General features: G+C 41.2%; 23 protein-coding genes. 9 read left to right on the top strand and 14 right to left on the bottom strand.

From position 1 onward, the window contains the following. Window positions 1–3 precede the first annotated feature (3 nt). The 4 genes from MB380_RS10880 to MB380_RS10865 all read right to left on the bottom strand — a co-directional run bounded on the left by MB380_RS10880 (window position 4) and on the right by MB380_RS10865 (window position 4,128). Window positions 4–846, bottom strand: a complete 843-nt coding sequence (locus MB380_RS10880) for a MoxR family ATPase (RefSeq protein WP_253535455.1) — start codon at window positions 844–846, stop codon at window positions 4–6. Between the two features lie 15 nt (window positions 847–861). Then, a complete protein-coding gene (locus tag MB380_RS10875) occupies window positions 862–1,395 on the bottom strand; it encodes a hypothetical protein (RefSeq protein WP_253535453.1) in 534 nt (177 codons plus the stop codon). Window positions 1,396–1,511: 116 nt separating this feature from the next. Further along, window positions 1,512–2,825, bottom strand: a complete 1,314-nt coding sequence (locus MB380_RS10870; protein WP_253535451.1) for a dihydrolipoamide acetyltransferase family protein — start codon at window positions 2,823–2,825, stop codon at window positions 1,512–1,514. 28 nt (window positions 2,826–2,853) lie between these two features. Further along, a complete protein-coding gene (locus MB380_RS10865) occupies window positions 2,854–4,128 on the bottom strand; it encodes a competence/damage-inducible protein A (protein WP_253535449.1) in 1,275 nt (424 codons plus the stop codon). Window positions 4,129–4,261: 133 nt separating this feature from the next. Here MB380_RS10865 and MB380_RS10860 point away from each other — a divergent pair, with 133 nt between their 5' ends. Then, window positions 4,262–4,993: a DUF4197 domain-containing protein gene (locus MB380_RS10860; RefSeq protein ID WP_253535447.1), complete on the top strand. Its 732-nt coding sequence runs from the start codon at window positions 4,262–4,264 to the stop codon at window positions 4,991–4,993. A gap of 403 nt (window positions 4,994–5,396) precedes the next feature. Here MB380_RS10860 and MB380_RS10855 read toward each other — a convergent pair whose 3' ends face one another. Beyond that, window positions 5,397–5,627 (bottom strand): hypothetical protein, encoded by a 231-nt coding sequence (locus MB380_RS10855; protein ID WP_253535445.1) that lies wholly within the window; start codon window positions 5,625–5,627, stop codon window positions 5,397–5,399. A gap of 215 nt (window positions 5,628–5,842) precedes the next feature. On the opposite strand from MB380_RS10855, the gene MB380_RS10850 reads away from it, so the two are divergent. After that, the gene (locus MB380_RS10850) at window positions 5,843–6,640 is read left to right on the top strand and encodes a hypothetical protein (RefSeq protein ID WP_253535443.1); all 798 of its coding nucleotides are present in this window, start codon (window positions 5,843–5,845) and stop codon (window positions 6,638–6,640) included. A gap of 177 nt (window positions 6,641–6,817) precedes the next feature. Here MB380_RS10850 and MB380_RS10845 read toward each other — a convergent pair whose 3' ends face one another. The 3 genes from MB380_RS10845 to rhaM are packed head-to-tail and all read right to left on the bottom strand — an operon-like array spanning window position 6,818 to window position 9,547. Continuing rightward, window positions 6,818–8,164, bottom strand: a complete 1,347-nt coding sequence (locus tag MB380_RS10845; RefSeq protein WP_253535441.1) for a glycoside hydrolase family 105 protein — start codon at window positions 8,162–8,164, stop codon at window positions 6,818–6,820. A 14-nt stretch (window positions 8,165–8,178) separates the two neighbouring features. Beyond that, window positions 8,179–9,219 carry an L-rhamnose/proton symporter RhaT gene (gene rhaT, locus MB380_RS10840; RefSeq protein WP_253535432.1) on the bottom strand — a complete coding sequence of 347 codons (1,041 nt, stop codon included), beginning with the start codon at window positions 9,217–9,219 and terminating at the stop codon, window positions 8,179–8,181. A gap of 10 nt (window positions 9,220–9,229) precedes the next feature. Continuing rightward, a complete protein-coding gene (gene rhaM, locus MB380_RS10835; RefSeq protein WP_253535430.1) occupies window positions 9,230–9,547 on the bottom strand; it encodes an L-rhamnose mutarotase in 318 nt (105 codons plus the stop codon). A 422-nt stretch (window positions 9,548–9,969) separates the two neighbouring features. On the opposite strand from rhaM, the gene gldC reads away from it, so the two are divergent. Beyond that, window positions 9,970–10,317 carry a gliding motility protein GldC gene (gene gldC, locus MB380_RS10830; protein ID WP_101726979.1) on the top strand — a complete coding sequence of 116 codons (348 nt, stop codon included), beginning with the start codon at window positions 9,970–9,972 and terminating at the stop codon, window positions 10,315–10,317. A 79-nt stretch (window positions 10,318–10,396) separates the two neighbouring features. Here gldC and MB380_RS10825 read toward each other — a convergent pair whose 3' ends face one another. From MB380_RS10825 to MB380_RS10800, 6 genes are all read right to left on the bottom strand, one after another. Beyond that, window positions 10,397–11,143 carry an acyl-CoA desaturase gene (locus MB380_RS10825; protein ID WP_253535420.1) on the bottom strand — a complete coding sequence of 249 codons (747 nt, stop codon included), beginning with the start codon at window positions 11,141–11,143 and terminating at the stop codon, window positions 10,397–10,399. 143 nt (window positions 11,144–11,286) lie between these two features. After that, a complete protein-coding gene (locus MB380_RS10820; RefSeq protein WP_390890882.1) occupies window positions 11,287–11,907 on the bottom strand; it encodes a DUF4159 domain-containing protein in 621 nt (206 codons plus the stop codon). 68 nt (window positions 11,908–11,975) lie between these two features. Then, the gene (locus tag MB380_RS10815; RefSeq protein WP_253535416.1) at window positions 11,976–12,668 is read right to left on the bottom strand and encodes a 16S rRNA (uracil(1498)-N(3))-methyltransferase; all 693 of its coding nucleotides are present in this window, start codon (window positions 12,666–12,668) and stop codon (window positions 11,976–11,978) included. Between the two features lie 104 nt (window positions 12,669–12,772). Further along, complete coding sequence (locus tag MB380_RS10810; RefSeq protein WP_253535414.1) at window positions 12,773–13,471, bottom strand: murein L,D-transpeptidase family protein; 699 nt, start codon at window positions 13,469–13,471, stop codon at window positions 12,773–12,775. Between the two features lie 26 nt (window positions 13,472–13,497). Further along, the gene (locus tag MB380_RS10805; RefSeq protein ID WP_253535413.1) at window positions 13,498–16,116 is read right to left on the bottom strand and encodes a DUF5686 and carboxypeptidase regulatory-like domain-containing protein; all 2,619 of its coding nucleotides are present in this window, start codon (window positions 16,114–16,116) and stop codon (window positions 13,498–13,500) included. A gap of 31 nt (window positions 16,117–16,147) precedes the next feature. After that, window positions 16,148–16,951: an esterase family protein gene (locus tag MB380_RS10800; protein WP_253535411.1), complete on the bottom strand. Its 804-nt coding sequence runs from the start codon at window positions 16,949–16,951 to the stop codon at window positions 16,148–16,150. Window positions 16,952–17,324: 373 nt separating this feature from the next. On the opposite strand from MB380_RS10800, the gene MB380_RS10795 reads away from it, so the two are divergent. The 6 genes from MB380_RS10795 to MB380_RS10770 all read left to right on the top strand — a co-directional run bounded on the left by MB380_RS10795 (window position 17,325) and on the right by MB380_RS10770 (window position 24,156). Next, a complete protein-coding gene (locus MB380_RS10795) occupies window positions 17,325–18,044 on the top strand; it encodes an alpha/beta fold hydrolase (protein ID WP_253535409.1) in 720 nt (239 codons plus the stop codon). Between the two features lie 58 nt (window positions 18,045–18,102). Then, complete coding sequence (locus MB380_RS10790) at window positions 18,103–19,209, top strand: RimK family alpha-L-glutamate ligase (RefSeq protein WP_253535407.1); 1,107 nt, start codon at window positions 18,103–18,105, stop codon at window positions 19,207–19,209. An 83-nt stretch (window positions 19,210–19,292) separates the two neighbouring features. Next, on the top strand, window positions 19,293–20,390 hold the full coding sequence (locus MB380_RS10785; protein WP_253535405.1) for a carboxylate-amine ligase: 1,098 nt from the start codon (window positions 19,293–19,295) through the stop codon (window positions 20,388–20,390). A 195-nt stretch (window positions 20,391–20,585) separates the two neighbouring features. After that, window positions 20,586–21,398 carry a type 1 glutamine amidotransferase gene (locus MB380_RS10780; protein ID WP_253535558.1) on the top strand — a complete coding sequence of 271 codons (813 nt, stop codon included), beginning with the start codon at window positions 20,586–20,588 and terminating at the stop codon, window positions 21,396–21,398. Window positions 21,399–21,440: 42 nt separating this feature from the next. Then, window positions 21,441–22,637 (top strand): hypothetical protein, encoded by a 1,197-nt coding sequence (locus MB380_RS10775; protein WP_253535403.1) that lies wholly within the window; start codon window positions 21,441–21,443, stop codon window positions 22,635–22,637. Window positions 22,638–22,788: 151 nt separating this feature from the next. Beyond that, window positions 22,789–24,156 carry a glycoside hydrolase family 140 protein gene (locus tag MB380_RS10770; protein ID WP_409014704.1) on the top strand — a complete coding sequence of 456 codons (1,368 nt, stop codon included), beginning with the start codon at window positions 22,789–22,791 and terminating at the stop codon, window positions 24,154–24,156. Window positions 24,157–24,208 lie beyond the last annotated feature (52 nt).

Below are 24,208 nucleotides of genomic sequence, written 5' to 3'. Positions count from 1 at the left end.
AAATTATTTGATTCCCTTTTCTCTTAATGCCTTGTACAAATCATAGTCAGATTCATTTTTCAGCAGCGCACCCAGATATGGCGGAATTTCATTCAATTTGCTTAAATCGTTCAGGTCGTCTGCCGACACCTTACCTACCAGCAATAATTTAAGCCAGTCGATAAGTTCACTGGTGGATGGCCTCTTTTTTAGATTTTTGATTTCTCTTATACCAAAGAAAGTCTTTAAAGCATTGGCAAGCAGGTTTTCTTCCAGACCCGGATAATGCACATCTACTATTTGCTGCATGGTTTCTTTGTCCGGAAAACGAATGAAATGAAAAAAACAACGGCGCAAAAAGGCATCAGGCAGTTCTTTTTCATTGTTTGACGTAATGATAATAACCGGCCTGTGCCTGGCCCGAATCGTTTGTTTCAGTTCGTAGCAATAAAACTCCATCCGATCAAGCTCCTGCAACAAATCATTCGGAAACTCAATATCCGCTTTATCAATTTCATCTATCAATAATACGCTTGGTTCATCAGTATCAAAAGCTTCCCAGATTTTGCCCTTTTTTATATAATTTGCCACCTCATTTACCCGCTCATCACCCAGCTGGGAATCACGCAGGCGAGAAACCGCATCATATTCATAAAGCCCTTGTTGAGCAGTGGTGGTAGACTTTACATGCCAACTAAACAGCGGCCTGTTTAGAGCCCGTGCTACCTCAAACGCCAGCAGGGTTTTACCGGTGCCCGGTTCACCTTTAATTAACAATGGCCTTTGCAACGCCACCGCAGCATTCACTGCTGTTTGCAGTTCGCGGGTGGCTACATAATTATCGGTTCCTGTAAAACTTCCTGCCATGCTTTTATTTGCGGTTTATTCTTCTTCGCTGGTAAAGCTGTAAAGCGTATTATCTAGTTTGAGTGTACCTGCGTTGAAATCATTAACAAATTTAGTAACCACTTCATCTGTTATTTCTTCAACATTCAGCGAAACATCAAGCCCTATGCCGTATTCAAAGTCTTCGTCGATATCCAGAAACTCCGACACCTTAATTACCTCTTCTTCTTCCAGCTCTTCAATGATTTCTTCCAGCATCAGCTCCATATCTTCGGTCATTTTATAGTTGGCTTTGCGTCTGTCAACCTCTACATAGTTCGGGTAGGCCTTTTTCATTCTTTCTTCGGCTTCCTCAAAAACCAGACTGCTGTGGTTCAGACGCAAGGTACTGATAACGGCATCATAGATTACCTCTGCGCCATCATGCTTACCAACAAACTGAATATGGGCAAACTCGCCGGAGTTACTCATGCCATCTTCGTCTTCTACTACTATATAGTTCTGCCCTTCTGCATTGCATTCAGCTTTCAGTTCGGCTATTTCTGCGGGGTCAAATCCTTCGTTTTTCATACAATTAGATTTTAAATGTGAGTTTATATGCTTTAACGCAAATCTATGTCTTTTACAATAACCAGGGTGATTCAATATAACAAAGGTCTGACCACTGCCAGACCTCCGTGTATCGCTTAAAACAACTTTCTATCTAAATCAAAGTTTTCCAGGTAATCAGATACCCGCTTCACAAACTGGCCGCCAAGCGAGCCATCAACCACGCGGTGGTCGTAAGAATGCGAAATAATCATTTTCTGTCTGATACCTATGGTATCGCCATGCGCGGTTTCAATTACCGATACTTTCTTTTGAATAACACCAAACGCCAGTATAGAAACCTGCGGCTGCATAATAATTGGTGTACCGGCAATGTTACCAAATGAACCTATGTTAGACATAGAAAGCGTTCCGTCAGACAAATCATCGGCCTTTAGCTTATTGCCTCTGGCTCTTTGTGCCAGCTCATTTACTTTTTTTGTAAGGCCAATCAGGCTGTAAGAGTCTGCCTCATGTATAACCGGCACAATAAGGTTACCGCTTGGTAATGCTACCGCCATACCGATATTGATTTTCCCTTTGCGGATAATCCTGTCTCCGTCTATCTGAATATTAATCATCGGAAAATCCTTGATGGCTTTCACAACCGCCTCAATCAGCAATGGCGTAAAGGTGATATTCTCTCCGGTTTCCTGCTGAAATTTGGCCTTTATTTTGTCTCGCCATAAGGCCACGTTGGTCATGTCTGTTTCAACAAATGAAGTAACATGCGCCGAAATCCGCTTCGATTCAATCATCCGCTCGGCAATCATCTTCCGCATACGGTCCATTTCAATAATCTGGTCGGTGGCCTGTGGTGTATAATTGCTCGTGGTTGCTACCGGCTGTTCTACCGAAACCGTACTTTTTTTATCTTTTTTCAGTTGCACATAAGCCAGAATATCATCTTTGGTAACACGGTTTTCAATGCCTGTACCTTTCAGGCTTTCCAGCTCTTCAATAGATATATTCTCTTCTCTGGCTATGTTCTGCACCAGTGGCGAATAAAACCTGCCACTCAGCGAGTTTACCCTGGGTTCGGCGTTTTCAAGAATTACATTCGTTAGTTTCGACTGTTGCTCCAGCTCTGCCGCCAGTATCTCCGGTTCTTTTTCTTCTATGGCAACCACTGCATCAGCAGATTTTTCTTTGGCTGCAGCAGCCTGAACAGCATCTGTTTCAATAATACATATAGGTTTGCCTATGGTGGCTATTTCGCCTTGTTTTACCAGTATTTCTTTAATAACGCCATCGTATTGTGAGCCTATCTCGGTATCAATCTTGTCGGTAGCCACTTCCAGAATCATTTCATCTTGTTCTATTGTGTCGCCCACATTCTTCAACCAGTTCAGGACAGTACATTCAAATATACTTTCGCCCATTTTTGGCATTATCATTTCTACAAGAGCCATATTCTTTTTCGATTTTGTTGATGTCAGATTAAGATTCGTAGTCGCCAATCAGCATTTTTCTTAACAAATTGAGCGCCACTACACTGCCATAGTTTATATTAGTATCTCGTTGGTTCGACATTTGTATTTTCCGGGCCACCGTTTTGCCTTCCATGGCGCAGGCAATCCAGAGCGTGCCAACCGGCTTTTCAGGCGTGCCGCCGTCTGGCCCGGCTACTCCGCTGGTAGCAATGGCATAGTCTGTTTTCATCAGTGCCCTTACGCCTTCGGCCATTTGGGTAACTGTTTCTTCGCTCACTGCCCCATGCGCCTCAAGTGTTTCCGGCTTTACGCCCAACACATTCATTTTTATTGAGTTATCGTAGCTCACCACGCTTCCCATAAAATAGGCAGAGCTACCCGGCACCTTGGTAAACATGTGCGAAACGAAGCCCCCTGTGCAACTTTCGGCAGCAGATACAGTATGCCCTTTGCTTTTAAGTATCTTGCCTATGGCTACTTCCAGGTCTTCATCGTCAAAACCAAAAACATAAGAATTAATAAGGGGTAAAACCTTATCAACTTCTGCCTGCACTTGTTGTTTCAGTATTTCCTCGTTTTCACCTACACCTGTCAGGCGTAAACGTACCTGTCCGAAGCTGGGCAGGTAAGCAAGTTTGATATGCGCAGGCAGGCTGTCTTCCCAATGCTCAATTTTTTCTGCCAGTAAAGACTCTCCGATACCTATTGTACGAATCATCTTATGATATATTACCGGAGTGTCAAAGTATTTCTTTAATCTCGGAATCACCTCGTTTGTCATGAGGTATTTCATTTCTGACGGCACACCCGGCATTGAAACGTATATCCTGCCTTTTGGGTCTCCTTCTTTTTTCTCAAACCACATACCCGGGGCAGTGCCGGTTTTATTGGGCAGATACGTGCAGCGGCTTGGTATTAATGCCTGCTGACGGTTGATTTCTGTTAATGGTCTGCCTCTTTTATTAAAGAAATCAGTTACAAAGGCCAAGGCATCTTCATTCATGATTAACTCATCGCCAAAATACTTACAAAGCGTTTTTTTTGTAATATCGTCTTTGGTAGGGCCAAGGCCACCTGTTATCAAAACAATATCGGCCCTGCTTCCTGCCTCTTCAAGTATCTGTAAAATTTTATCTTCCTGGTCACCCACCGACGATTTCCGAACTGTCTTGATACCAATCTTATCAAGTTCAGTACTCATCCATTGTGTATTGGTATCTGTAATTTGTCCGTATAAAATTTCGTCTCCAATCGTGACAACCTCTGCTAAAATTAGTTTCATATTACAATATTGCGTTTTGTTATACCTGTATGTGCCGATAAAACTAAATCTGCACAAAAATACAATTTTCGGGGTTCATTCGTTAGTAAGACAATTATTAATTATAAAAATTCACATTTAAAATTAGTCGAAAATGGGAAGAATACGTATTCTGGTGTTGATAATCGGTCTTTTAGGCTTAGAAAGTTGTGCCGGACAAAAATTAAATCTGGGTAAAGTATTGAATGAAGTCAATAAACAGGTACAGGGCACAGGCTCATTAAGCACTCAGGAAGTAGTGGCAGGTTTGAAGCAGGCGCTTCAGGTGGGTATCAATAAAGGAGCCGACAGCGCATCAAGGCTTAATGGGTATTACCTGAACCCTACTATAAAAATTCCGTTCCCGCCCGAAATTGAGAGAGTTGAAACTGCCTTGCGCAGAGCCGGGCTTGGCAGCGAAGTAGATAAGTTTGTGGTAGCTTTGAACCGAGGCGCCGAGGAAGCAGCCAAAGAAGCCAAACCTATATTTGTAAGCGCCATTACCAGCATGACCATTACTGATGCCTGGGGAATATTGAAAGGTGAAAAAAATGCAGCAACCGAATACCTGAAACGGACGACATCTGACCAACTGATTGCCAAATTTTCGCCCGTTGTGCAAAATGCCCTTCAAAAAACTCAGGCCACCAAATACTACACCGATTTGGCAACGGCTTATAACCGATTACCATTTGTTAAAAAAGTAAATACAGATTTGAACGCCTACGCCACACAAAAAGCCATAGACGGTCTGTTTATATTAGTTGCAAACGAAGAATTGAAAATAAGGGAAAATCCCTGGGCAAGAACTACAGAATTGTTGAAGAAGGTTTTTGGTGGGGTATGACAGAGGAAACCCCATCCTAACCCTCTCTGCGCGGGTCGCCCCAACAATGGGGAAGGAATAAGAATTTTAAGAATATAAGTACAGTAAAAATACTTAAGAATAGTTTAATTATTTTATGTAAATAATATTCATATAACTCCTCTCCCCATTGTTGGGGAGAGGCAGGGAGTGGGGTTCACACCCCAAACTGTGTTAAGTGGTGGTGTATGTGTTTATAAAATAGATTATTCCATTCTTCTGTAGTCAATACTCCAAACGAATCAGACACTTTATTGTCAAAGTGCATTTCTCCGAGTTCTTGTGTTTTAGTGATGTATGCTATCAATCGGCTTTTTTCCGCTTCAAAATCTTTTCGGTCTTTGATTATAAAAGCAGGTGCTGTTGGGGAATTACGTTTATATGGCTACAATCCCGTAGTGGCTGGTTTTACAAACAGCTTCAACGTAATTTTCATGAAGAATCCGGGTTTAGGGTGAATATCTTCATAAACCATTTCATAAGCCACACTACAATGTGCCAGCATCTGGTCTACTGTCATTTTACCCCACTGTGGAGTAGTTACTGGTTGCAGTTGATTGATGCAGTTAACAACTTGTGTTGAAACCGGCTCTGTAAAAATGTTAGGTAGTGTCATCTGATTATTTGTTTAAAATTTTACTCTAAGACGAATAATATTCAGTTAATAGGACAGCTTTTTATAATAAATGTTGGAAGATTTAAGTATGAGAGGTGGTGGATAAGGAAATTTCTACGTTTCATATTCCAGTAAATTTAAGTTATTTTACCTTAATTTACTGCACAGTTATTGGGGGAATAATCATTTTAACATAATACCTTAAATTTAGTCTAATGAATAAAATATGGAATGAATATTTAAGCGATTTAGATGCTTTTGGATTTACTGTGCATATTCCAGTAAATTATGAAAATTATGTAAAAAAAAATTTAAAGTTTGATAGTAATTTTCTTGAATTAGCTGATTTCTATGGTATACATAAAATACATTCTCTTACTGGTGAAAATTTTACAGTCAGCGAATTTATTAAAAATTATCAGCAAAATAGAATTGTGCAATTACTTAATGGAAATGAAGATGTGGCTCTAATTCGTATTTATGATTGGGATTTATTAGTAGAAAATGTTTATGCCAAGAGACTTTGGGACGTTTCTATATTATTACCAATAAAAGTAGGAGACGTGTGGGAGTATAAGCATTTTAGTATTTCTGGAGAATATAATAATTCGCCTTTGCACTATTATAGCCTTGGAATTAATCGAGAAGACTTGAAGGACGGGCAGGGTCAAGATTTAACCTTTAGTCTTTATTCAAAATCCAATGTTTGGCTAGATACAATAGAATTGGGGTTGATTCCTACTGGAAACGAACAAGAAAAATTTGAGTACACACTTTTTGACCCTCCATTTAATAATCGACCGTCAGCTTACCGAATTACGCCCAAATATAATAGCTTTTTACGAGATTTAAAAAAACTGATTGGTGAATTAGATGGGAGATTAGAAATAGGAGAAGTTATAATTCCAGGCTCAATTCCTTACGATGAAAATCCAGAAGGATACATTCTTCTTGATGGTCAAGTTATCTTCCAAGAAGACATAAATAGTGGTAAAATAAAAATGCCTGATTGATAAAGAAGATGATTTGCCAATTAGATTAGCGAGACGAGCAATTGTAATAGAGTATTTATAAACATATAAACATGCATTTTCCCCATCATACAATGTGGTTCTAACCTGTGTTGAATTTGGAGGCGCTGAATGCGTCTCCATTTTGCAGGAAAACAATATTGCGTCTTAACTTATATCTCACTTCCCAAACATCACCGCACTGTCGTTCAGCGCAAATTTTTTATTCTTCAATAATTTAATCATTTCTGAGCCTGCCAAAAGTACCGGGCCATAACCGTGTGCAGCATATACATTTACCGGGCGATAATAATAAAACGCAGGGTCAAAACCCATTCCGGTGCCTACACAGGTTCCTTCTACCTGTCCTTTTTCATTTACTTTGGTGGCAACGGCGTTCCAACCCAATAAGGCCATTGGGCCATAAGTGGTGGCATCCAGCCAACCTCTGTTAATGGCTTTTGCTATACTGTGGGTATAAATAGCCGTAGCCGATGTCTCCAGATATGAATCATGGCGGTCAAGCAATTGATGCCAGAAACCACTCCCCGACTGCTGCGCAGCCAGTCCTTTGGCATGTGCTTTCAGCTGGTTTAGCACGGACGTTTTGCCCGGGTGAGTTTCAGGTAATACTTCCAGTAACTCAACCATTGTTAAAATAGCCCAACCGTTTGCCCTTGCCCAATGAAACTCAGGGTGGGTTTCCATTTCCTGCACCCAGCCGTGCATGTATAAATTTAAATCCTTATTGAACATGCGTTTAGAAAACTGTAGCACCTGCTTCACGGCTTCATCATAATACTTTTTGTCGCCTGTCAGGCTGCCCATCTGAGCAATAGCAGGCACACCCATAAACATATCGTCGAGCCACAAGGAATTAGGCAAAGGTCGGTTACGAGCCAGAGTGCCATCTTTCAGACGGAACTCTTTATTGACAATATAATTGATGTAATCATCAATGATAGGTCTCAGATTGGTTTTCACCACACCACTTTTGGTAGCCCTAATCAAAGCCGCACACATTGCTCCGCAATCATCAAGCGCATGTGGGTCAATCATCTGTTTGAGTGAGGTCTGCTTATTGGTTTTATATACTTCTCTGAAATAAGGTACAGCATCTGCCAGAAATTTGAATCGACGCGCGGTATAATTTGTAAAAGCAGTGTCGCCGGTTACCTCACCTGCCAGTAACATGGCCTCGTAGGTTACTCCCCACTCATAACTGGTTAGACTGAAATCGCCTTTAAAAACAATAGCGTTATTATCAATTTTTGAAAAGTCATATATAACGGCATTTGTATTTTTATCTACCACCCTTGTAGGTGTAACCCTCTCAAGATAATTCCTGACACGGTTCATCACTGCAATAATATCTTCCGGTTTGGTAGTGCCATATAAAGTTGGATAATCTGGCTTGGCCGTATGCAGGGCATCTGAGTGTAAAGTAGAAGCAGGTGCCTGTTGCTGAGCAAAACAAGTACATCCGATTGCCACAAGCAGGGCAACCGTTTTAAAAATCTTTAGCATAATAAATAATAGATTTAATGAACAAAATAGCTGCCCATACCAATAAAAGCCGACGAAAGAATAATGATGAATAAACCCAGATACAGCACCCGCATGGTTGCGCTGCTGGCGCCTTTCCATTCTTTATAGAAAAGCCCCCACAAGGTGCCTACCAATATTATAAATGCCATGTGGAGTGTCCAAGAGGCAAAGTCTAACGATTTACCCAGTTTTGACTGCCCCATGCCGTAGAAGAAGAACTGGAAATACCAGGTTACACCGGCCAGCATGGCCCACAGGTAATTCCTTTTTAGGGGTGTTTTGGTGTCGGTATAATCACCAAAAGATTTATTTCTGAAATTCAGAATCATACACCACACGAAATTAGTAGCAAAACCGCCTATCAGCAGCACTGGTAATATAGCGTTATTTTTAAACAGAGGGTCGGTTCCGTTGGCTTCTGCCTGAGCCGCAATCGGAGCCCCGGCAGCAAGCCCGAAAGCAAAGCAGGCACTCATAATACCACAGAAGGTACCCACAAACAAACCTTTTTTAAGGTTAAATTCTTTTACGGTTTCCTGCTTGGCTGCGCTGTCCAGTTCTTTTTCTTTCATCATTCCGGCCTTACCACATACAAATATACCGGCCACGCAAAGTACCACCCCGGCCAGGGTTATCTGCCCTGAACTGGTAGAGAGCAATTCGCCAAAGCGGCCTTCATAAATTGGTGGAATAAGCGTACCAAATGCGGCACAAAAACCCAGCGCAACTGCTACACCCAACGACACACCCAGATAACGCATGGTTAGCCCGTAAGTAAGCCCTCCGAAACCCCACAACACACCGAATAGCACTGTGTAGAAAATAGTTTTGCTATCAGCCGACTGAATACTCGGTATTAAGTCCTGCACGGTTATAAATCCGAAAAGCCAGGGAGCTATAATCCATGAGGCCACTCCGCCTATTATCCAGCCACTTTCCCAGGCCCATTGCTTTATATTTTTATAAGGAATGTAAAAACTACCAGAGGCAAAGCCGCCTATGAAATGAAAAATGATACCAAGAATTGCATTCATAAGTTTTTAGTTAGGGCAAGTAAAATACTTCTTTTAAGGGTGTTGAAACAGGCGAATTGTCAGCATTGGCATCCATAATATCAGCCATGTATTTCCACCAGCGTTGAATAACAGGGTGGCCGGGTAATGTATCTAAAAGCGATGGGTCTTCTATTTTTAGCGAGGCAAACAAAATATTGGTTTCTTCATCCAGAAAAATGGCATAATCTTCCACACCAATGCTTTTCAGTAGCGCTTTCATCTCCGGCCACAATTCGTCGTGGCGTTGCTTGTATTCTTCGGCCTGCCCGGGGTGGAGCTTCATTTTTAGTGCCACTCTATGCTTCATATTCTTATTTTCAAAAAGCGTTTGGATGGTTCAAATCTATAATCAACAAAATTGTCAGCTGGTAAATGCAAGATCAGGTAAGTAATTAACGCTAACACATTGTTTACATACCGGCCAATACCCAAAAGTGTCGGCCTTAAAAAAAATCGTTTTGTCGTAATGGAAAAACCAGCATTGCCATGCAACAAAGACGTGTAAAATTTAATTAATTCAGACCTACATCTTTATCCAAAGATACTCAATAACTGCTATTATCCTCTCCTGTACTCTCATGTTAATTAAATTTTTTCATTGAAAAGTTACATTTGCACCATAACGGCTCCGTAATGCCAAAAATGTATGTGTAGTTTTTTGTTTAGATTTTGAACTTTCTGCCCGGAATTTTAATTTTTAATCTATTATCTTATTTACTCTTAAATTGAATGAAGAAATCAGAAATTAATTTTACTATCGAGCTTGATGCAGCCAGAGTCCCTGAAAAAATATTCTGGGATGCTACTGAAAACCCGAATGAGGGTATCAATGAATCAAAGGCTATTTCAATTAGTGTCTGGGACCACTACCATAAAGGTCTGCTGGGAATTAATCTCTGGACAAAAGAGATGGCAACCGACGAAATGAAGCACTTTGCCATTGATATTGTAGGAAATGTAGCACAAATGATAAGTGATGCAACAGGCGACAAGAAAATGATTGAGATCTTAGAGAGTACCTGCAGAAGCCTGAAACGCCATTTAGATGAAGAGCTGAAGAACGAAAACCAACAGTAATTGAGGGTAATACATAAAAAAAGATTTGACACTCTAAGCCATAGGCTATGAATGTCAAATCTTTTTCATTTTAAAGCTATTATTTTGCCCGTTTAGGCTTGATTATCTTGGTCCAGGTTAGAAATTTAATAACCGGATACGTCGGGTCAATCTCATACCACTTTTTACCAAAATTGATTGACATCGGGTGTTTATGATGGTTATTCTGGAACAATTCGCCCAACATCAGGAAGTCAAAAAACAATGAGTTTTTAGATTCGTCCTTGTTGTCGAAGTTCTGATAACCATATTTATGGCCGCTCCAGTTTACAATAGCACCGTGAATAGGGCCCATCAGAAAATGTATCGGCAACAGGAAGAAGAAACCCCAGTGGATATCGAAATACAAAAAGCCAAGCACATAAAATACGACGTAGCTTGAACCCCAGGCAACTCTTGAAAACCAGGTGTCTCCTATTTTATCAATGATTCTCCACTCTGGTAAGTCTTTTTCGAAACGCTCTTCAATTTTATACTTATAGTTAAGTAAAGAATTGTAAATTTCTTTGGTTTTCCACATCATAGTAAAAACGTTTTCGGTATGATGCGGCGAATGCGGGTCGCGCTCGGTGTCGCTGTAAGCGTGGTGCATGCGGTGCAAAATGGCGTACGAACGAGGATTAAGATAGGAAGACCCTTGCGATACATAAGTAAGGAAATAGAAAAATCTTTCCCAGAACTTATTCATCGTAAACATTTTATGAGCTGAATATCGGTGTAAGAAGAATGTCTGACTAAATAAGGATAAGTACCAATGACCAATAAAAAAAGAAATTGCGGCAACCATTTGAACGTTATAAGGATTAGATTAAAATACAAATATAAACCTAAAACAACAACTGCAAGCATAATGTTACGCTGTTGCAAAAGAAAGCGAAAAGTTCTTCAAAATGTCCAAAACCAGCACTTTGAAATGTACAATTCAATAAATTAATAACTTGTAAAGGCATATTGCACAAGATTTGCCCCCATTTGAAGCGCTTTCTGGCGTAGTTCTTCCGGGTCATGGTGTACGCTCTGGTCTTCCCAGCCATTGCCGAGGTCACATTCGTAGCTAAAAAAAGAAACCAGCCTTCCCTGCCAGATTAGCCCAAAACCTTGCGGTGGCAGGTTGTCATGCTCATGCACCTTAGGCAGACCGTTCGGAAATTTGTATTTCTGCTGATAGATTGGATGAGAAAAAGGCAGCTCTATGAACTCAAGTTCAGGAAAAACTTTTTTCATTTCTCGTCTGATAAACTTATTCAGACCGTAGTTATCGTCGATATGCAAAAAACCACCTGAAATTAGATATTTACGTAGGTTCTGCACTTCGGCATCTGTAAAAACCACATTCCCGTGGCCTGTCATGTGTATAAAAGGATACTGAAAAATATCACCGCTGCCAACCTCCACAATATCTTCTTCCTGATACAGGTTCATTTTCAGATGCTGGTTACAAAACTTAATCAGATTTGGCAATGAGGTCTTATTGGCATACCAGTCGCCACCACCGCCATACCTCAGTTTGGCAATTTTAAGCGTAGGTTGCTGAGCCATAATTTTGCTCATGCTAATGAATGAACAAAAAATACCCAGCATTAAATATGTAATAATTTGCTTCATAAAGACTAACTTCGTTAAAACATGTTATTACTCAGCGTGCATGCCACCAGGCCTGCTGTTTCTGTTCTGAGGCGGGCGTTTCCGAGTGTAACCCATTCAAAACCATTATCACGAGCCAATTGTATTTCTTCAGCAGCAAAATCACCTTCGGGGCCGACCATAATGCAATGTGCTGTGCCTGGCTTAAGTTTACTAACCAGCGGCTTTGATTCCTCGGTTAAATGCGCCAGAAATTTCTGCTCCTGCAATACACTCTTCAAAAATTTCTCAAATGGCACTGGTTCGTTAATTCTTGGCAAATAGGCCTTCAAAGATTGTTTCATGGCCGAAACCGCAATTTTCTCCAGCCGCTCTGTTTTTTGCTGCCTGCGTTCTGAGTGCTTCGTAAGTATTAACGAAATTTCATCTATGCCTATTTCAACGGCCTTCTCAATAAACCATTCAAGCCGATCGGCGTTCTTGGTTGGGGCAATGGCAATATGAAGGTACGTGTTTCTTTTCTGAAAATCTTTCTGCCACGAAACTATCTTTACTTCACATTTTTTTTCGTTGGCTTTTGTTATTTCGCATTCATAAAGCCCGCCTGTGCCATCAACCACATGAATTATATCTTTTGGTGTTTTTCTAAGCACCTTAACGCAATGACGTGAGTCGTCTGTATCAAGAAAATGACTGGTGGCTATAGCTGGCTGATAAAATAAAAGCATGCAGGTAATGTAATAGAATTGCCGGTTATTGACTAAAAACTGTAACCGGAAGGATTAATTTTATAGAACACCAAATATAATTCATTTACCTCAATCAGGGAAATTTAGTCTGCCAGATAATAATGGCCTTTCTGGTCTGTTTTTATTGATTTCAGCGCATTTGTTTGCTCAAAATCATCAAAAATTGCTTTTAGCTTATGCCAGAAATCAATCAGGTGTATATTATTGCTATGGCCTGTAATAAGTGAGTTAAAAGCTGCGCCAGCCATACTGGAAGGGTAAATATGTACGTCTGGCAAATGGCCTGCATCAGCAGCATAAACCGAGAGCAGGTAAAGTTCTTCAATGCAATCATCACCCACCGGAATACACCCTGTACTTGTGTTACCGCCATGCAGGTAAATATCTCCACCCGGGTGTTCGCTATCAGCCCAATGTATATCTGCAATATTTGGGTAATTTACTCTGAGCGACAAATGAAAGGCACTTAAAGGATTAAAATTAGTAATTTGATAGATTCCTTCCGGAATTTGCCCGTCGCCTGATTTCCGCTTAGGGCCCAAATTACCTGAGCTACCTGTAAAGTTATACTTTCTTAGCAATTCATACCTTATTTTTTCAGGGTGTTTTATCCAGGCTTCAAGTAATTGCTCCTTTTTAAATACCCTGATAAAGAGCCTGAAATTTCTGTTTTTAATTGATTTTTCAACTAAAATACTGTCAAGCATGGCACTTTTTGCCTTATAGGCATTAGCCACACGTTCGTAAAGTAATTGTTTTTGAAGCAAATTGTCTGAACCCATATCTTAAAACCTAAGCAAGCCTGATTTTACATGGTTACACCTAATTTAATACCGGACCTCTTGTATACGCCGTTTTCAAAACTGCTTACGGCTTCAATTCTTAATGCCCTCATGATGCCATCAATACCATAACCAACTTCTATATAGTTTTTTACAGCCGGCGTGTTCAGATAATTGGCAAAGAGGTCTTCTTTTAGCCCCCATCTCTTTACAAAAGGCAGACGGGTAAAAATAAGCTGCTTAAATTCATTAATTACATGGGCCTGCAAATATGCGCCTTTGGTACTAAAACGGTAAAGGTTTATAGATTTGGCTCCGTTATCTTCAGGCAGGGGCATACGGGTTTCTAACAACCGGTATCTGGCAAAAAGACCAATCCGCAGGGCATTCAGGTAGCTATTGTTAATATGTTTCATATCCATCAGGTAAACGCTGCGGTCGTTCACGTAATCACCTACTTCAACCATATAGTCTAGTTTGCCCAATACCCCTGTGTTTACATGTTGCTTTATATTCAGGCTCAGGTAGTCAAAATTGGCGTCAAGCATTCCTTTCTTGTAAATAAATGTAATAATGGGCGCTCCGCCGGTCAGATACTTGCGCACGCCGTTTCTGATAATCACTTTAGAAGACGGCGTCCATTTTATCATATTCTGCCATATAAGCGCATTGTGTGTAGTAAAAGCGCTTTCGCCGAGCTCAAGATTGGAAGGATTATTAGGCGAAAACCCGTTTTTTTCAAAATCTTTTATCCGGTATATTTTCTGAAGGTTTTCCAGCGGAGACCTTCTTGCCAGTTCCATATTGGTTGAAAAAGTCAACCTGGCGTCTTCATTATAGCTATAGCCAATGTTAACGAATTTCTTGCTGTAAATCTTCATCAGGTTTTGCTCATTGAACAAAGTGGTTACGGTGTTCATCCATTCAAAAATGAGGCTGTTGGGGTCAAATTGTTCAATATAATTTCCCGCACCAACCGATAGCTTTGATGTGCCAACCTCGTATTCTCCGCCCACTTTACCACGCAATGCCCTGGCCTGAAAAGCATAACGCATATTTGCCGACACATTGTATCTGACTCTGGGTTTAGCGCCCAGAGATGTATAGTTTTTAAAGCCGACACCCATATCAGACACAATGCCTTCAACCGAATTATAATTTAAACCCACAAACGGGGTGTAGGGTGGTTCAAAATGCAGATATCTGCCATTTTTTAATTTAAAATCATAATTTAACAAAAAGTACCGCCAGGCTTTACTAAGCGAATCTCTTTGAAGGCTGTCTCTTTTTTCAATTTTTGCTATTTTTACACTGTCACTGTATTGATAGCTTTCGCTTTCTTCATTGGTAAGTGGTATTTTGCGCATAGAATTCCAAAAAGTAGAATCTTTGCCTCTGGCAGATGGCTCTACTATCATTAATTCTCTGCTTACAACCGCTGCTTCTTCTTTGTTGGCTCTGGCCCGGGTTCTTTCTTCTTTCTCATAATCTTTCATTATTTTCATGAGATTCCTCACCGAAAACTCTTTGCTGTCTTTCAGTAGTTCTTCAGTTTTCGAATTTTTCAAAGAATTTTTCGAAATACCTTCAATCGTTATCCCCTCTTTTTTCTCGTCAATAATTTTTATGTCTTCCACAAACGCCGGATTCGTTTTTACGGCAGTATAACCGGCATTTAACTGTGCCTTAATAACAAAGTCAAATCCAAACAATTTTCCGTAAAAATCTATCCGCTGGTTAATTGGCATCCAGACTTTCTCAACCGGGCTGTAATACTGGTTTATTTTAAGATTAAGGCCGTTTTCAATAGTTTCAGCATCAATGCTATGAATATTCCAGTAATCGTCTATAATATAAATGGTTCCCTGCCAAACGCCTTCCCCAAACGACTTCGGAATGATTTTTATTTTATTGATAATCAGGCCGCGGTCTTCAAAAAAACCTTCGTATTCAAAGCGGTAGTATCTGAAAGCCTGTGGCGAAAGCGGCGAAACACGGTAATGACCGGGGTCGTAGAAATCGAAAAGATAAAAACCGTCAGAAATAGAAATATTGTTGAAAGAACTCTTTTGCCCCAGCACCTTGGTAAATTTAGAGTTGGGCTCGTTGAAAACTATTTCCATTACCGACTCAGACAAAAACGGTATCCCCTCTTTAATGTTTTGTCGGTAAAGGTCCTTTTTGAGCACCAGCGGAATTTTGTTGAGTAATATTGAATTACGCACATAAGCATTTGCCTGGTAGCTCACCACCTGTTTCTGATGAATTTTGCTTTTGGCTATTGCCTTGCGCATAATGGTATAGGCGGCGTCTTCTTCTTTGGCACTTATTCTGGCCTCCTGCAGCATAATGGTTTGCTCTTGCATACGCACATTCAGCTCGGTAAAATCATTAGCCACAACCACACGGCGGGTAACGGTTTTAAAGCCTACAAACTGAAAGTTAATCTCATAACTGCCCGGTTTCAGATTTATCCTATACTCACCTTCCGCATTGGTCATGGTTCCGGCGTTTTGTCCTTTTACTATAACAGAGGTAAACGCCATACGCTCTCCGTTAGCGTCAGTTACTATGCCTTTTATGCCTCCGGCACGCACTAAAGTGCTGAAAAAAACAAGAACAGAAATAAGTGTCAGTCTAAGCATAAGATTGTTGCACCGGCAACAGTTAAAAAGTTTATTTACCTACCAACCATTTCAGAAAAACGGGCATGGCCTGGCTCCAGGTCTGGTAGTTATGTTCTCCGCCATTTATTTCATAATAAACAATGTCTTCCTTTTGAGTATAACCCAGTTTTTCTAATTCTGTTATTAAATCAAGAGTATCTTCAATAGAATCTATAATTCCGTTGCCGTTACGGTCGTCTTTTTCATCGTTTGTGCCGCACTCAAACCAGAATTTTTGTCCGGTATGGTAACGCCCGTTTCTCACCAGCACATGCATAATGCGGTCGTTTTCGTCGTCATAGCCCTCCTCATAGGCTTTTTTGCGCCACCAGAACGAACCACTAAAAACCCCGACTTTAGAAAAAACATCCGGGTTGCTGCGGGTAATATCCATAGCCGACAGCCCACCCAGCGAAAACCCGCAAAAGTAGTTGTCTTCCATTTGTAATGAGGTTTGGTACGTCTGTCTAATTAACGGTAAAAACTCCTGAATTATAAAATGTTCATATTTACCGGCCATATTACCCCTGTTTTTGTAATCAGGCATGGCAGAAGTACCATATTCTTTCAGGCGGTTCTCGTTGGTATGTATGGCTGCCAAAACAAAAGGCACAATTTCGTTGTTCGCATAGAGGTTTTGCAGTACGCGCTCTATTTGCAGCGCGGCCAGGTCCTGCCCGTCGTTCATCAATAAAACTTTATATGAAGACTGTTGAGTTGAGTGCTGATGCGGCAAAATGATGTCGTAAACAACTTCTCTTTTTAGGTGTTCTGAGTAAATTTTTAAGTTCTTCTTAACTGAAATGAAATGCACTTTTGATTAGGTTTTAGATGACAAAAAAACTGAAACATTAGTTTTTGGCCACAGCATGTCAACAAATTTTCCAGAAATCATTTGTAACATTGAGCAAAATCGACTAATATTTCAATGAATTGTTTTGTTCTGGCAAAATTACAAATTCAATACGCTAAAACACCAGAATGCCATAAAACAATATTTTATTTTACATGACCTGTCATTGTCAGAATTTTAGACTCAAATCAATAATTCAATTTACTCATTGCAAGTATTTTATTCGGTTCAATCTTTTATCGTTTGCATTTATTAAGCCAATTTTGTGACAGATTTTCTAAAATAAACATCAGTAAATCATCAAAAACCAAAACATAAAAGCCTGCAAAACTGTATGGACGAACGACACATTAAATTCTATTCTCATATTCTGGGCAGAGACATTGATTTACTGGTAAGCGGCCACTGGGGCTACCCTATTCTTATGTTTCCTACCTCAATGGGCAATTATCTTCAGAATCGTGACTTCGGCCTTAACCATTCCATAGCTCAGTTTGTTAACGATGGCAGAGTGAAGTTATATAACGTAGACAGCATCGATTTTCAGAGTTTTTATGGCCGCGACCTACCACCCGACGTAAAGATTCATAACTATAACCTCTATACCAGGTTTATAAAAGAAGAGCTGGTGCCAGCCATTCAGCGCGAATGCAGCGTACACCGCATTGCAGTAGCCGGGTGTAGTTTCGGAGGGTTTCATTGTACCAATTTTGCCCTGAAATATCCCGATTTAGTTGAGTATTGTTTCAGCATGAGTGGTGCGTTTGACATCAAAAGCTTTATGAAAGGCCATTTTGATGATAACGTTTATTTTAACAACCCGGTTGACTACATGCAAAGCCAGGAAGGTTGGAAATACAACCACATGAAAATAGTATTGGGCACATCAGACTGGGACATCTGCAAGGCAGACAACGTCAATATGTCACACATTTTGCGTTCAAGAGGTATTCATCATTGGTATGACGAGAAACAGTGGGCATCGCACGACTGGCCTCTCTGGCGCATGATGTTCCCTGAGTATGTAGGCAAAATGCTGGCAGGCGAACTTTAAACAAGAATTTAATCAAAGAAAAACAAATACTAAAGCAATTATAACAAAGCATAGCATCATGAAAAAAATAGGAATTCTTTTTGGAATGGAAGATACATTTCCGTGGGCATTTATTGAAGAAGTAAACAGAACAGCCCCGGCCGGTATCATTGCCGAACCCGTGTTGATTGACAAGGTAGAACAGGGCGTAGCAACAGATTACGCAGTAATTATTGACAGGATATCGCAGGATGTACCTTTTTATCGGGCGTATCTTAAAAACGCGGCGTTGTGCGGCACGGCTGTTATCAATAACCCATTCTGGTGGAGCGCCGACGAAAAGTTTTTCAATAACTGCCTGGCTGTAAAGCTGGGTGTTCCTGTGCCAAAAACGGTGTTGCTTCCGTCGAAAGAGAGACCAACCGACACCACCGACCGTTCGTTCCGTAACCTGAAGTTTCCGATGGATTGGGAATATATGTTCGGTCAGATTGGTTTTCCGGCCTATATGAAACCCCACGCCGGTGGCGGCTGGAAAAGCGTATATAAAGTTTATGACCCGAACGACCTATGGCAGAAACACGAAGAAACAGGCCAGCTGGTAATGATGCTGCAGGAAGAAATAGAGTTTACTGATTATTACCGTTGCTACTGCCTCAATGGCAAATATGTGCACATTATGCCTTATGAGCCGCGTAATCCGCATCATTTACGTTATGCTACTCAGCCTAAAACACAGGGTGAAGAGCACAAAAAACTGATGGAAACCATTACAGATTACGTATTAAAACTCAACCACGCATTAGGTTATGATTTCAACACGGTAGAGTTTGCCGTTCGCAATGGTATTCCGTATGCCATTGACTTCTGCAACCCTGCCCCTGATGCCGACATCAATTCGGTAGGTAACGAAAACTTTGATTGGATTGTAAAAAATGCCGCCAAAATGGCCATTGAAAGAGCCATAGAGCAACAAGATGGTAAAAACAACTGTACATGGGGCACCTTCACACGGGCATCAATTACCGGTAGCGATTTGCTGACTACCACCTTACAGCCGGCTGCGCCCGAGAAAAAGGCTCCTGCCGTAAAAAAAGCTGAAACTGCGCCAAAAGTTGCAAAAGATAAAAAAGCCCCGGCCAAAAAAGAAGAACCTGCCGCTAAAACAGTTGCAAAGAAAAAATAATTTTTATCTTGGTGGGTAATACGGGTTTATTACCCACCCAAGCTAAACTGTTTCTCTCTTATACATCCTGAACTAAGAAAATTATGGCGCAATTTACACTAGGTATTGAGGAAGAATTTCAGACTATTGACCCCAAAACCCGTGAGCTTCGTTCGCACATGTCTAAAATTGTAGAGGGCGGCCAGGTGATTCTGCAGGAGAGAATCAAGCAGGAAATGCACCAGGCAGTGGTAGAGATGATATCAAGTGTGTGCGAGAACATTCAACAGGCGCGTGAAGAAGTTACTTACCTGCGCCGAATGCTGTTCGACCTTGCAGCTAAGCAAAACCTACACATCGCCGCTGCGGGTACGCACCCTTTTTCTGACTGGCAACGGCAACTTATTACCCCCAACGAAAGGTATGAAAAACTGATTGACGACATGCGTGATGTGGCTCGTTCAAATCTTATTTTTGGCTTACACGTTCATGTGGGTATTCCAAATCGTGAAGAAGGCATGCAGATTCTAAACACCGCCCGCTATTTTCTGCCGCACATATACGCCTTGTCAACCAATTCGCCGTTCTGGTGTGGGCGCAATACCGGCTTTAAGTCGTATCGCTCAAAGGTTTTCGACAAATTCCCGAGAACTGGTATACCAGATTATTTTTCAAGCGTGGCAGAGTACGACAACTACGTAAACCTGCTTATTAAAACCAACTGTATTGATAACGGCAAGAAAATCTGGTGGGATATCCGCCTGCATCCGGTATATCCTACGGTTGAGTTCCGTATCTGCGATATCCCAATGCGTGCCGACGAAACCATCTGTCTGGCTGCTTTAATGCAGGCAATAGTGGCTAAAATACATAAGTTGCACCAACAGAACCTGAGTTTCAGACCCTACCACCGGATGCTCATCAGCGAAAACAAATGGCGTGCGGCCCGGTACGGTATAGCCGGAAACCTGATTGATTTTGGTAAAGAAATAGAAGTACCTTACAGCCACCTGGCCGAAGAACTCATTGAGTTTGTTGATGATGTACTTGACGAACTGGGTAGCCGTAAAGAAGTGGAATACATACATGAAATTTTAAAGATGGGTACCGGAGCCGACAGACAGCTGCGGGTGTTTGAACAAACCCAAAACATGAAGTCGGTGGTTGATTACATAGTCTCCGAAACCAGAATTGGTTTGTAATAAGGAACAAACAGACCAGAACGAAGTGTTTTTAATGAATTGTAAAGGCCAGATCCTGTAGGTTAGCACACTAACTTGCAGGATTTGCCTTCTTTTAAGGGTATTTAGACCCTGTATATCAGTAGATTTTGTTAAATTTGTGTTATTTTTTACTAAAATAAGCCTTATGATGCTACTCATAAGCCCCTTATTATGATGAAGATTGCGATTTTAGACCTATACGACGGCCGACCCAACGAAGGTATGCGTTGTATAAAAATGTTGTGCGACCAGTTTCTGGCGCAGGAAGGTACGGGTGGTGAGTACGACATTTTTGATGTACGTCAGAAAAACGAAATACCCGATATATACAATTATCAAATTTTTATATCTACCGGCGGCCCGGGTAACCCATTGCCTGAAGGGCACCCTTGGGAGAAAAAATTTACCGGCTTTATTGACAGCATCTTTGCCTACAACGCAACGCATGAGGTGAAGAAATACCTGTTTCTGATTTGTCATTCTTTTCAGATAGCCAGTCATCATCTGGGCTTTGGTAGCGTTTGCAAGCGAAGGTCTACTTCATTTGGTGTAATGCCAATACACCGCACGGAAGAAGGTGAAAACGAGCCATTATTTGAAAAACTACCTGAGCTATTTTATGCAGTTGACTCAAGAGACTATCAGTTGATTCAACCTGATTGGGATAAAATAAACGCGTTTGGTGCCAAAGTACTATGTCTCGAGAAAATCAGGCCTTATGTTCCTTTAGAGCGGGCTATTATGGCCATCAGGTTCTCTGATGAAGTCTTCGGTACGCAGTTTCACCCGGAAGCTGATTCTGAAGGCATGATGAGATACTTTAAGCAGGAAGAAAAAATGCTGGCCGTTATTAAAGAATACGGGGCCGACAAATATGAAGAAATGATTGACAGGCTGGATGACCCTGACAAGATAATGCTAACTGAGGCAGTAATCATTCCGACGTTCCTGAGAAATGCGGCTGAGCATCTGGTCGAGCTGGCATAAAATCAGCAAAATTTATTCTTACATTTATTAAAAGCGCTATTTATGATACCTGAAATACGCCGCCAGTTTAACGAAAGTTTTTCAACAGAGAAATATGAAGCCTTTTTGGCTGAAATTGAAAGAGACTTCCCCGGCCAACTGGACTTCCGCATTGCTGAAACACCCGTTTTTGTACCCCAGGCATTGAAAATAAAGCTATTGCAGGCTTGTAATGATATTATTGATACCATAAAAAAAGATGATTTTAAGGCAAAGACAGAAAGGGCTATTCCGGCTAATCAGTATGTGCCCAATGAAGATAAACACCCTAATTTTCTGGCTGTTGATTTTGCGGTTTGTAAAGACGCCAATGGCGAATTAATCCCACAACTGATAGAATTACAGGGTTTTCCGTCTTTATTTGCTTATCAATGGTATCTGGGCCAGAAATACAGAAAGTTTTTTGCCGTACCTAAAAACTTTAACCAGTTTTTTAACCGGCTAAATATGGCTACTTATGTAGAAGCCATGAGAAAAGTATTGTTAGGCAATGAAAAAGCCGAAAATGTAATTCTGCTTGAAATTTACCCTGAAAAGCAAAAAACAAGGCTTGATTTTGAAATAAGCAAACAACTTTGGGGTATTGAGCCGGTTTGTTATACAAAAATAACGAAAAACGGACGGAAACTCTTTTATGAAAAAGAAGGCCGCCAGATTGAAATCAAACGGATTTACAACCGGCTGATTTTTGATGACCTGCTGCAGAATTATCCTGATTTAGAGACAGAGTTTAAACTGACTGACGACGTAGATGTAAAATGGGTAACACACCCCAACTGGTTTTTCAGAATCAGTAAGTTTACATTACCGCTGCTCAGGAGCCCTTATGTGCCAGAAAGTTATTATTTGTCTGATTTAAAAGAATATCCTGCCGATTTAGAAAACTTTGTACTTAAACCCTTGTTTTCCTTCGCAGGAAGTGGCGTAAAACTTGTTTTTACGAAGTCTGACCTGGATGCTATCAGCGACAAAGAAAATTATCTGATCCAGAAAAAAGTAAAATATGAGCCAATTATTGAAGATACAGAGGGAAAGCTCATAAAAACTGAAATACGGATGCTATTTGTGTGGGACGATGCTGCACAGCGACCTTCACTTGTAACCAATCTGGCAAGGCTCAGCCGCGGCGAAATGATAGGTGTCAATTTTAATAAAAATTTCGACTGGGTCGGCGGCAGTTGCGCCTTCTTTGAAGAATAAACGAAATAACTTTTCAGCTAAAAGCCGGCAGGATTAACAACCTTCCGGCTTTTTTGTGGCCTTAAAAGGGCTTAAAAATCAATGCAATACCTGATTTTCAGATTTTATTTTTAGATTGTATCGCTATTCAAACCTTATACAAATTAAAATAATGAAATTCTCTTCTACTTTAATTTACTTGTTGCTGTTGCTCATGGGCTTGGGTGCCTCTGGACAAAGCTTTAGCGTAAGTGAAAACAAACGGTTTATTCTGAAAGACGGCAAGCCGTTTTTCTGGTTAGGCGATACCGCCTGGGAGCTATTCCACCGCCTCAATCGTGAAGACGCCGACTATTATCTGAAAAAACGTGCGGCACAACATTACACCGTTATACAGGCTGTTGCTCTGGCCGAGTTTGACGGCCTGAATGTGCCTAACCCGTATGGAGACAAGCCGCTGATAAATAACGACCCTTCAAGGCCTAACGAGGCGTATTTCAGGCACGTAGACTACGTAATTGACAAAGCTGCTGAATATGGTCTCATAATTGGTTTCCTGCCTACCTGGGGCGATAAGCTGAACAAATCAAGCTGGGGAAAAGGCCCGGAGGTATTTAACACTGGTAACGCGCGTATATATGGCAAATGGCTGGCTGAAAGATATAAGCACAGAAAAAATATTATCTGGATTTTGGGTGGTGACCGTAACCCCCGCCCCAATACCAACGATGTAGAAGTGTGGCGAGCCATGGCCGCAGGTATAACAGAAGGTGCAGGTGGTAACGACAAGGCTTTGATTACCTACCACCCTCAGCCCAATAGAGAAGGAGCCAGTGAGTGGTTTCATGACGATACATGGTTCGACTTCAACATGTTTCAGAACGGTCATTGTCGCGATACCCCAATTTATGACCACATTAAGGGCGCATACGACCGGCCAAACACGAAACCCGTAATTGACGGAGAACCCATATATGAAGACCACCCCGTTTGCTTCAATGCCCATGACTTAGGAACAACAAACGCCTACGATGTACGCAAATATGCGTATCTGGATGTATTTGCCGGTGCATTCGGGCATAGTTATGGTTGTCATGATATCTGGCAGATGTATTCGCCTGACCGCGAAGCCGTCAATAATCCACATATTTACTGGCAACAGGCCATTGATTTACCGGGTGCAAAACAAATGCAATGGCTAAGAAAACTGATAGAATCGCGCCCTTTTCTTGACCGCGTTCCTGACCAGTCATTAATTGTAGAAAATAACCTGCCTCCTGCCGAGCGTATTCAGGCTACCAGAGGGCAAAACTACGCCTTTGTGTATACTGCGGTAGGTAATTCATTTACGGTTAATCTGGGAAAGATTTCTGGCTTACAAGTTAATGCATACTGGTTTGACCCTCGCACGGGTAAAACAGAAGCCATTGCCCGGATAGAAAACAAAGGCACACACCGGTTCACTCCACCGCGCTATGGTTACGGGCAGGACTGGGTACTGATTCTTGACGATGCCGGCAGGAACTTCCCCAATCCATAAACCACCTATCAGGCAAAAAAAATACCCCGCATTACTGCGGGATATTTTCATA

This window comes from Emticicia sp. 21SJ11W-3, from assembly GCF_024138715.1.
Classification (GTDB): Bacteria; Bacteroidota; Bacteroidia; order Cytophagales; family Spirosomataceae; genus Emticicia; species Emticicia fluvialis.
This window is presented reverse-complemented; position numbering and strand designations above follow the sequence as displayed.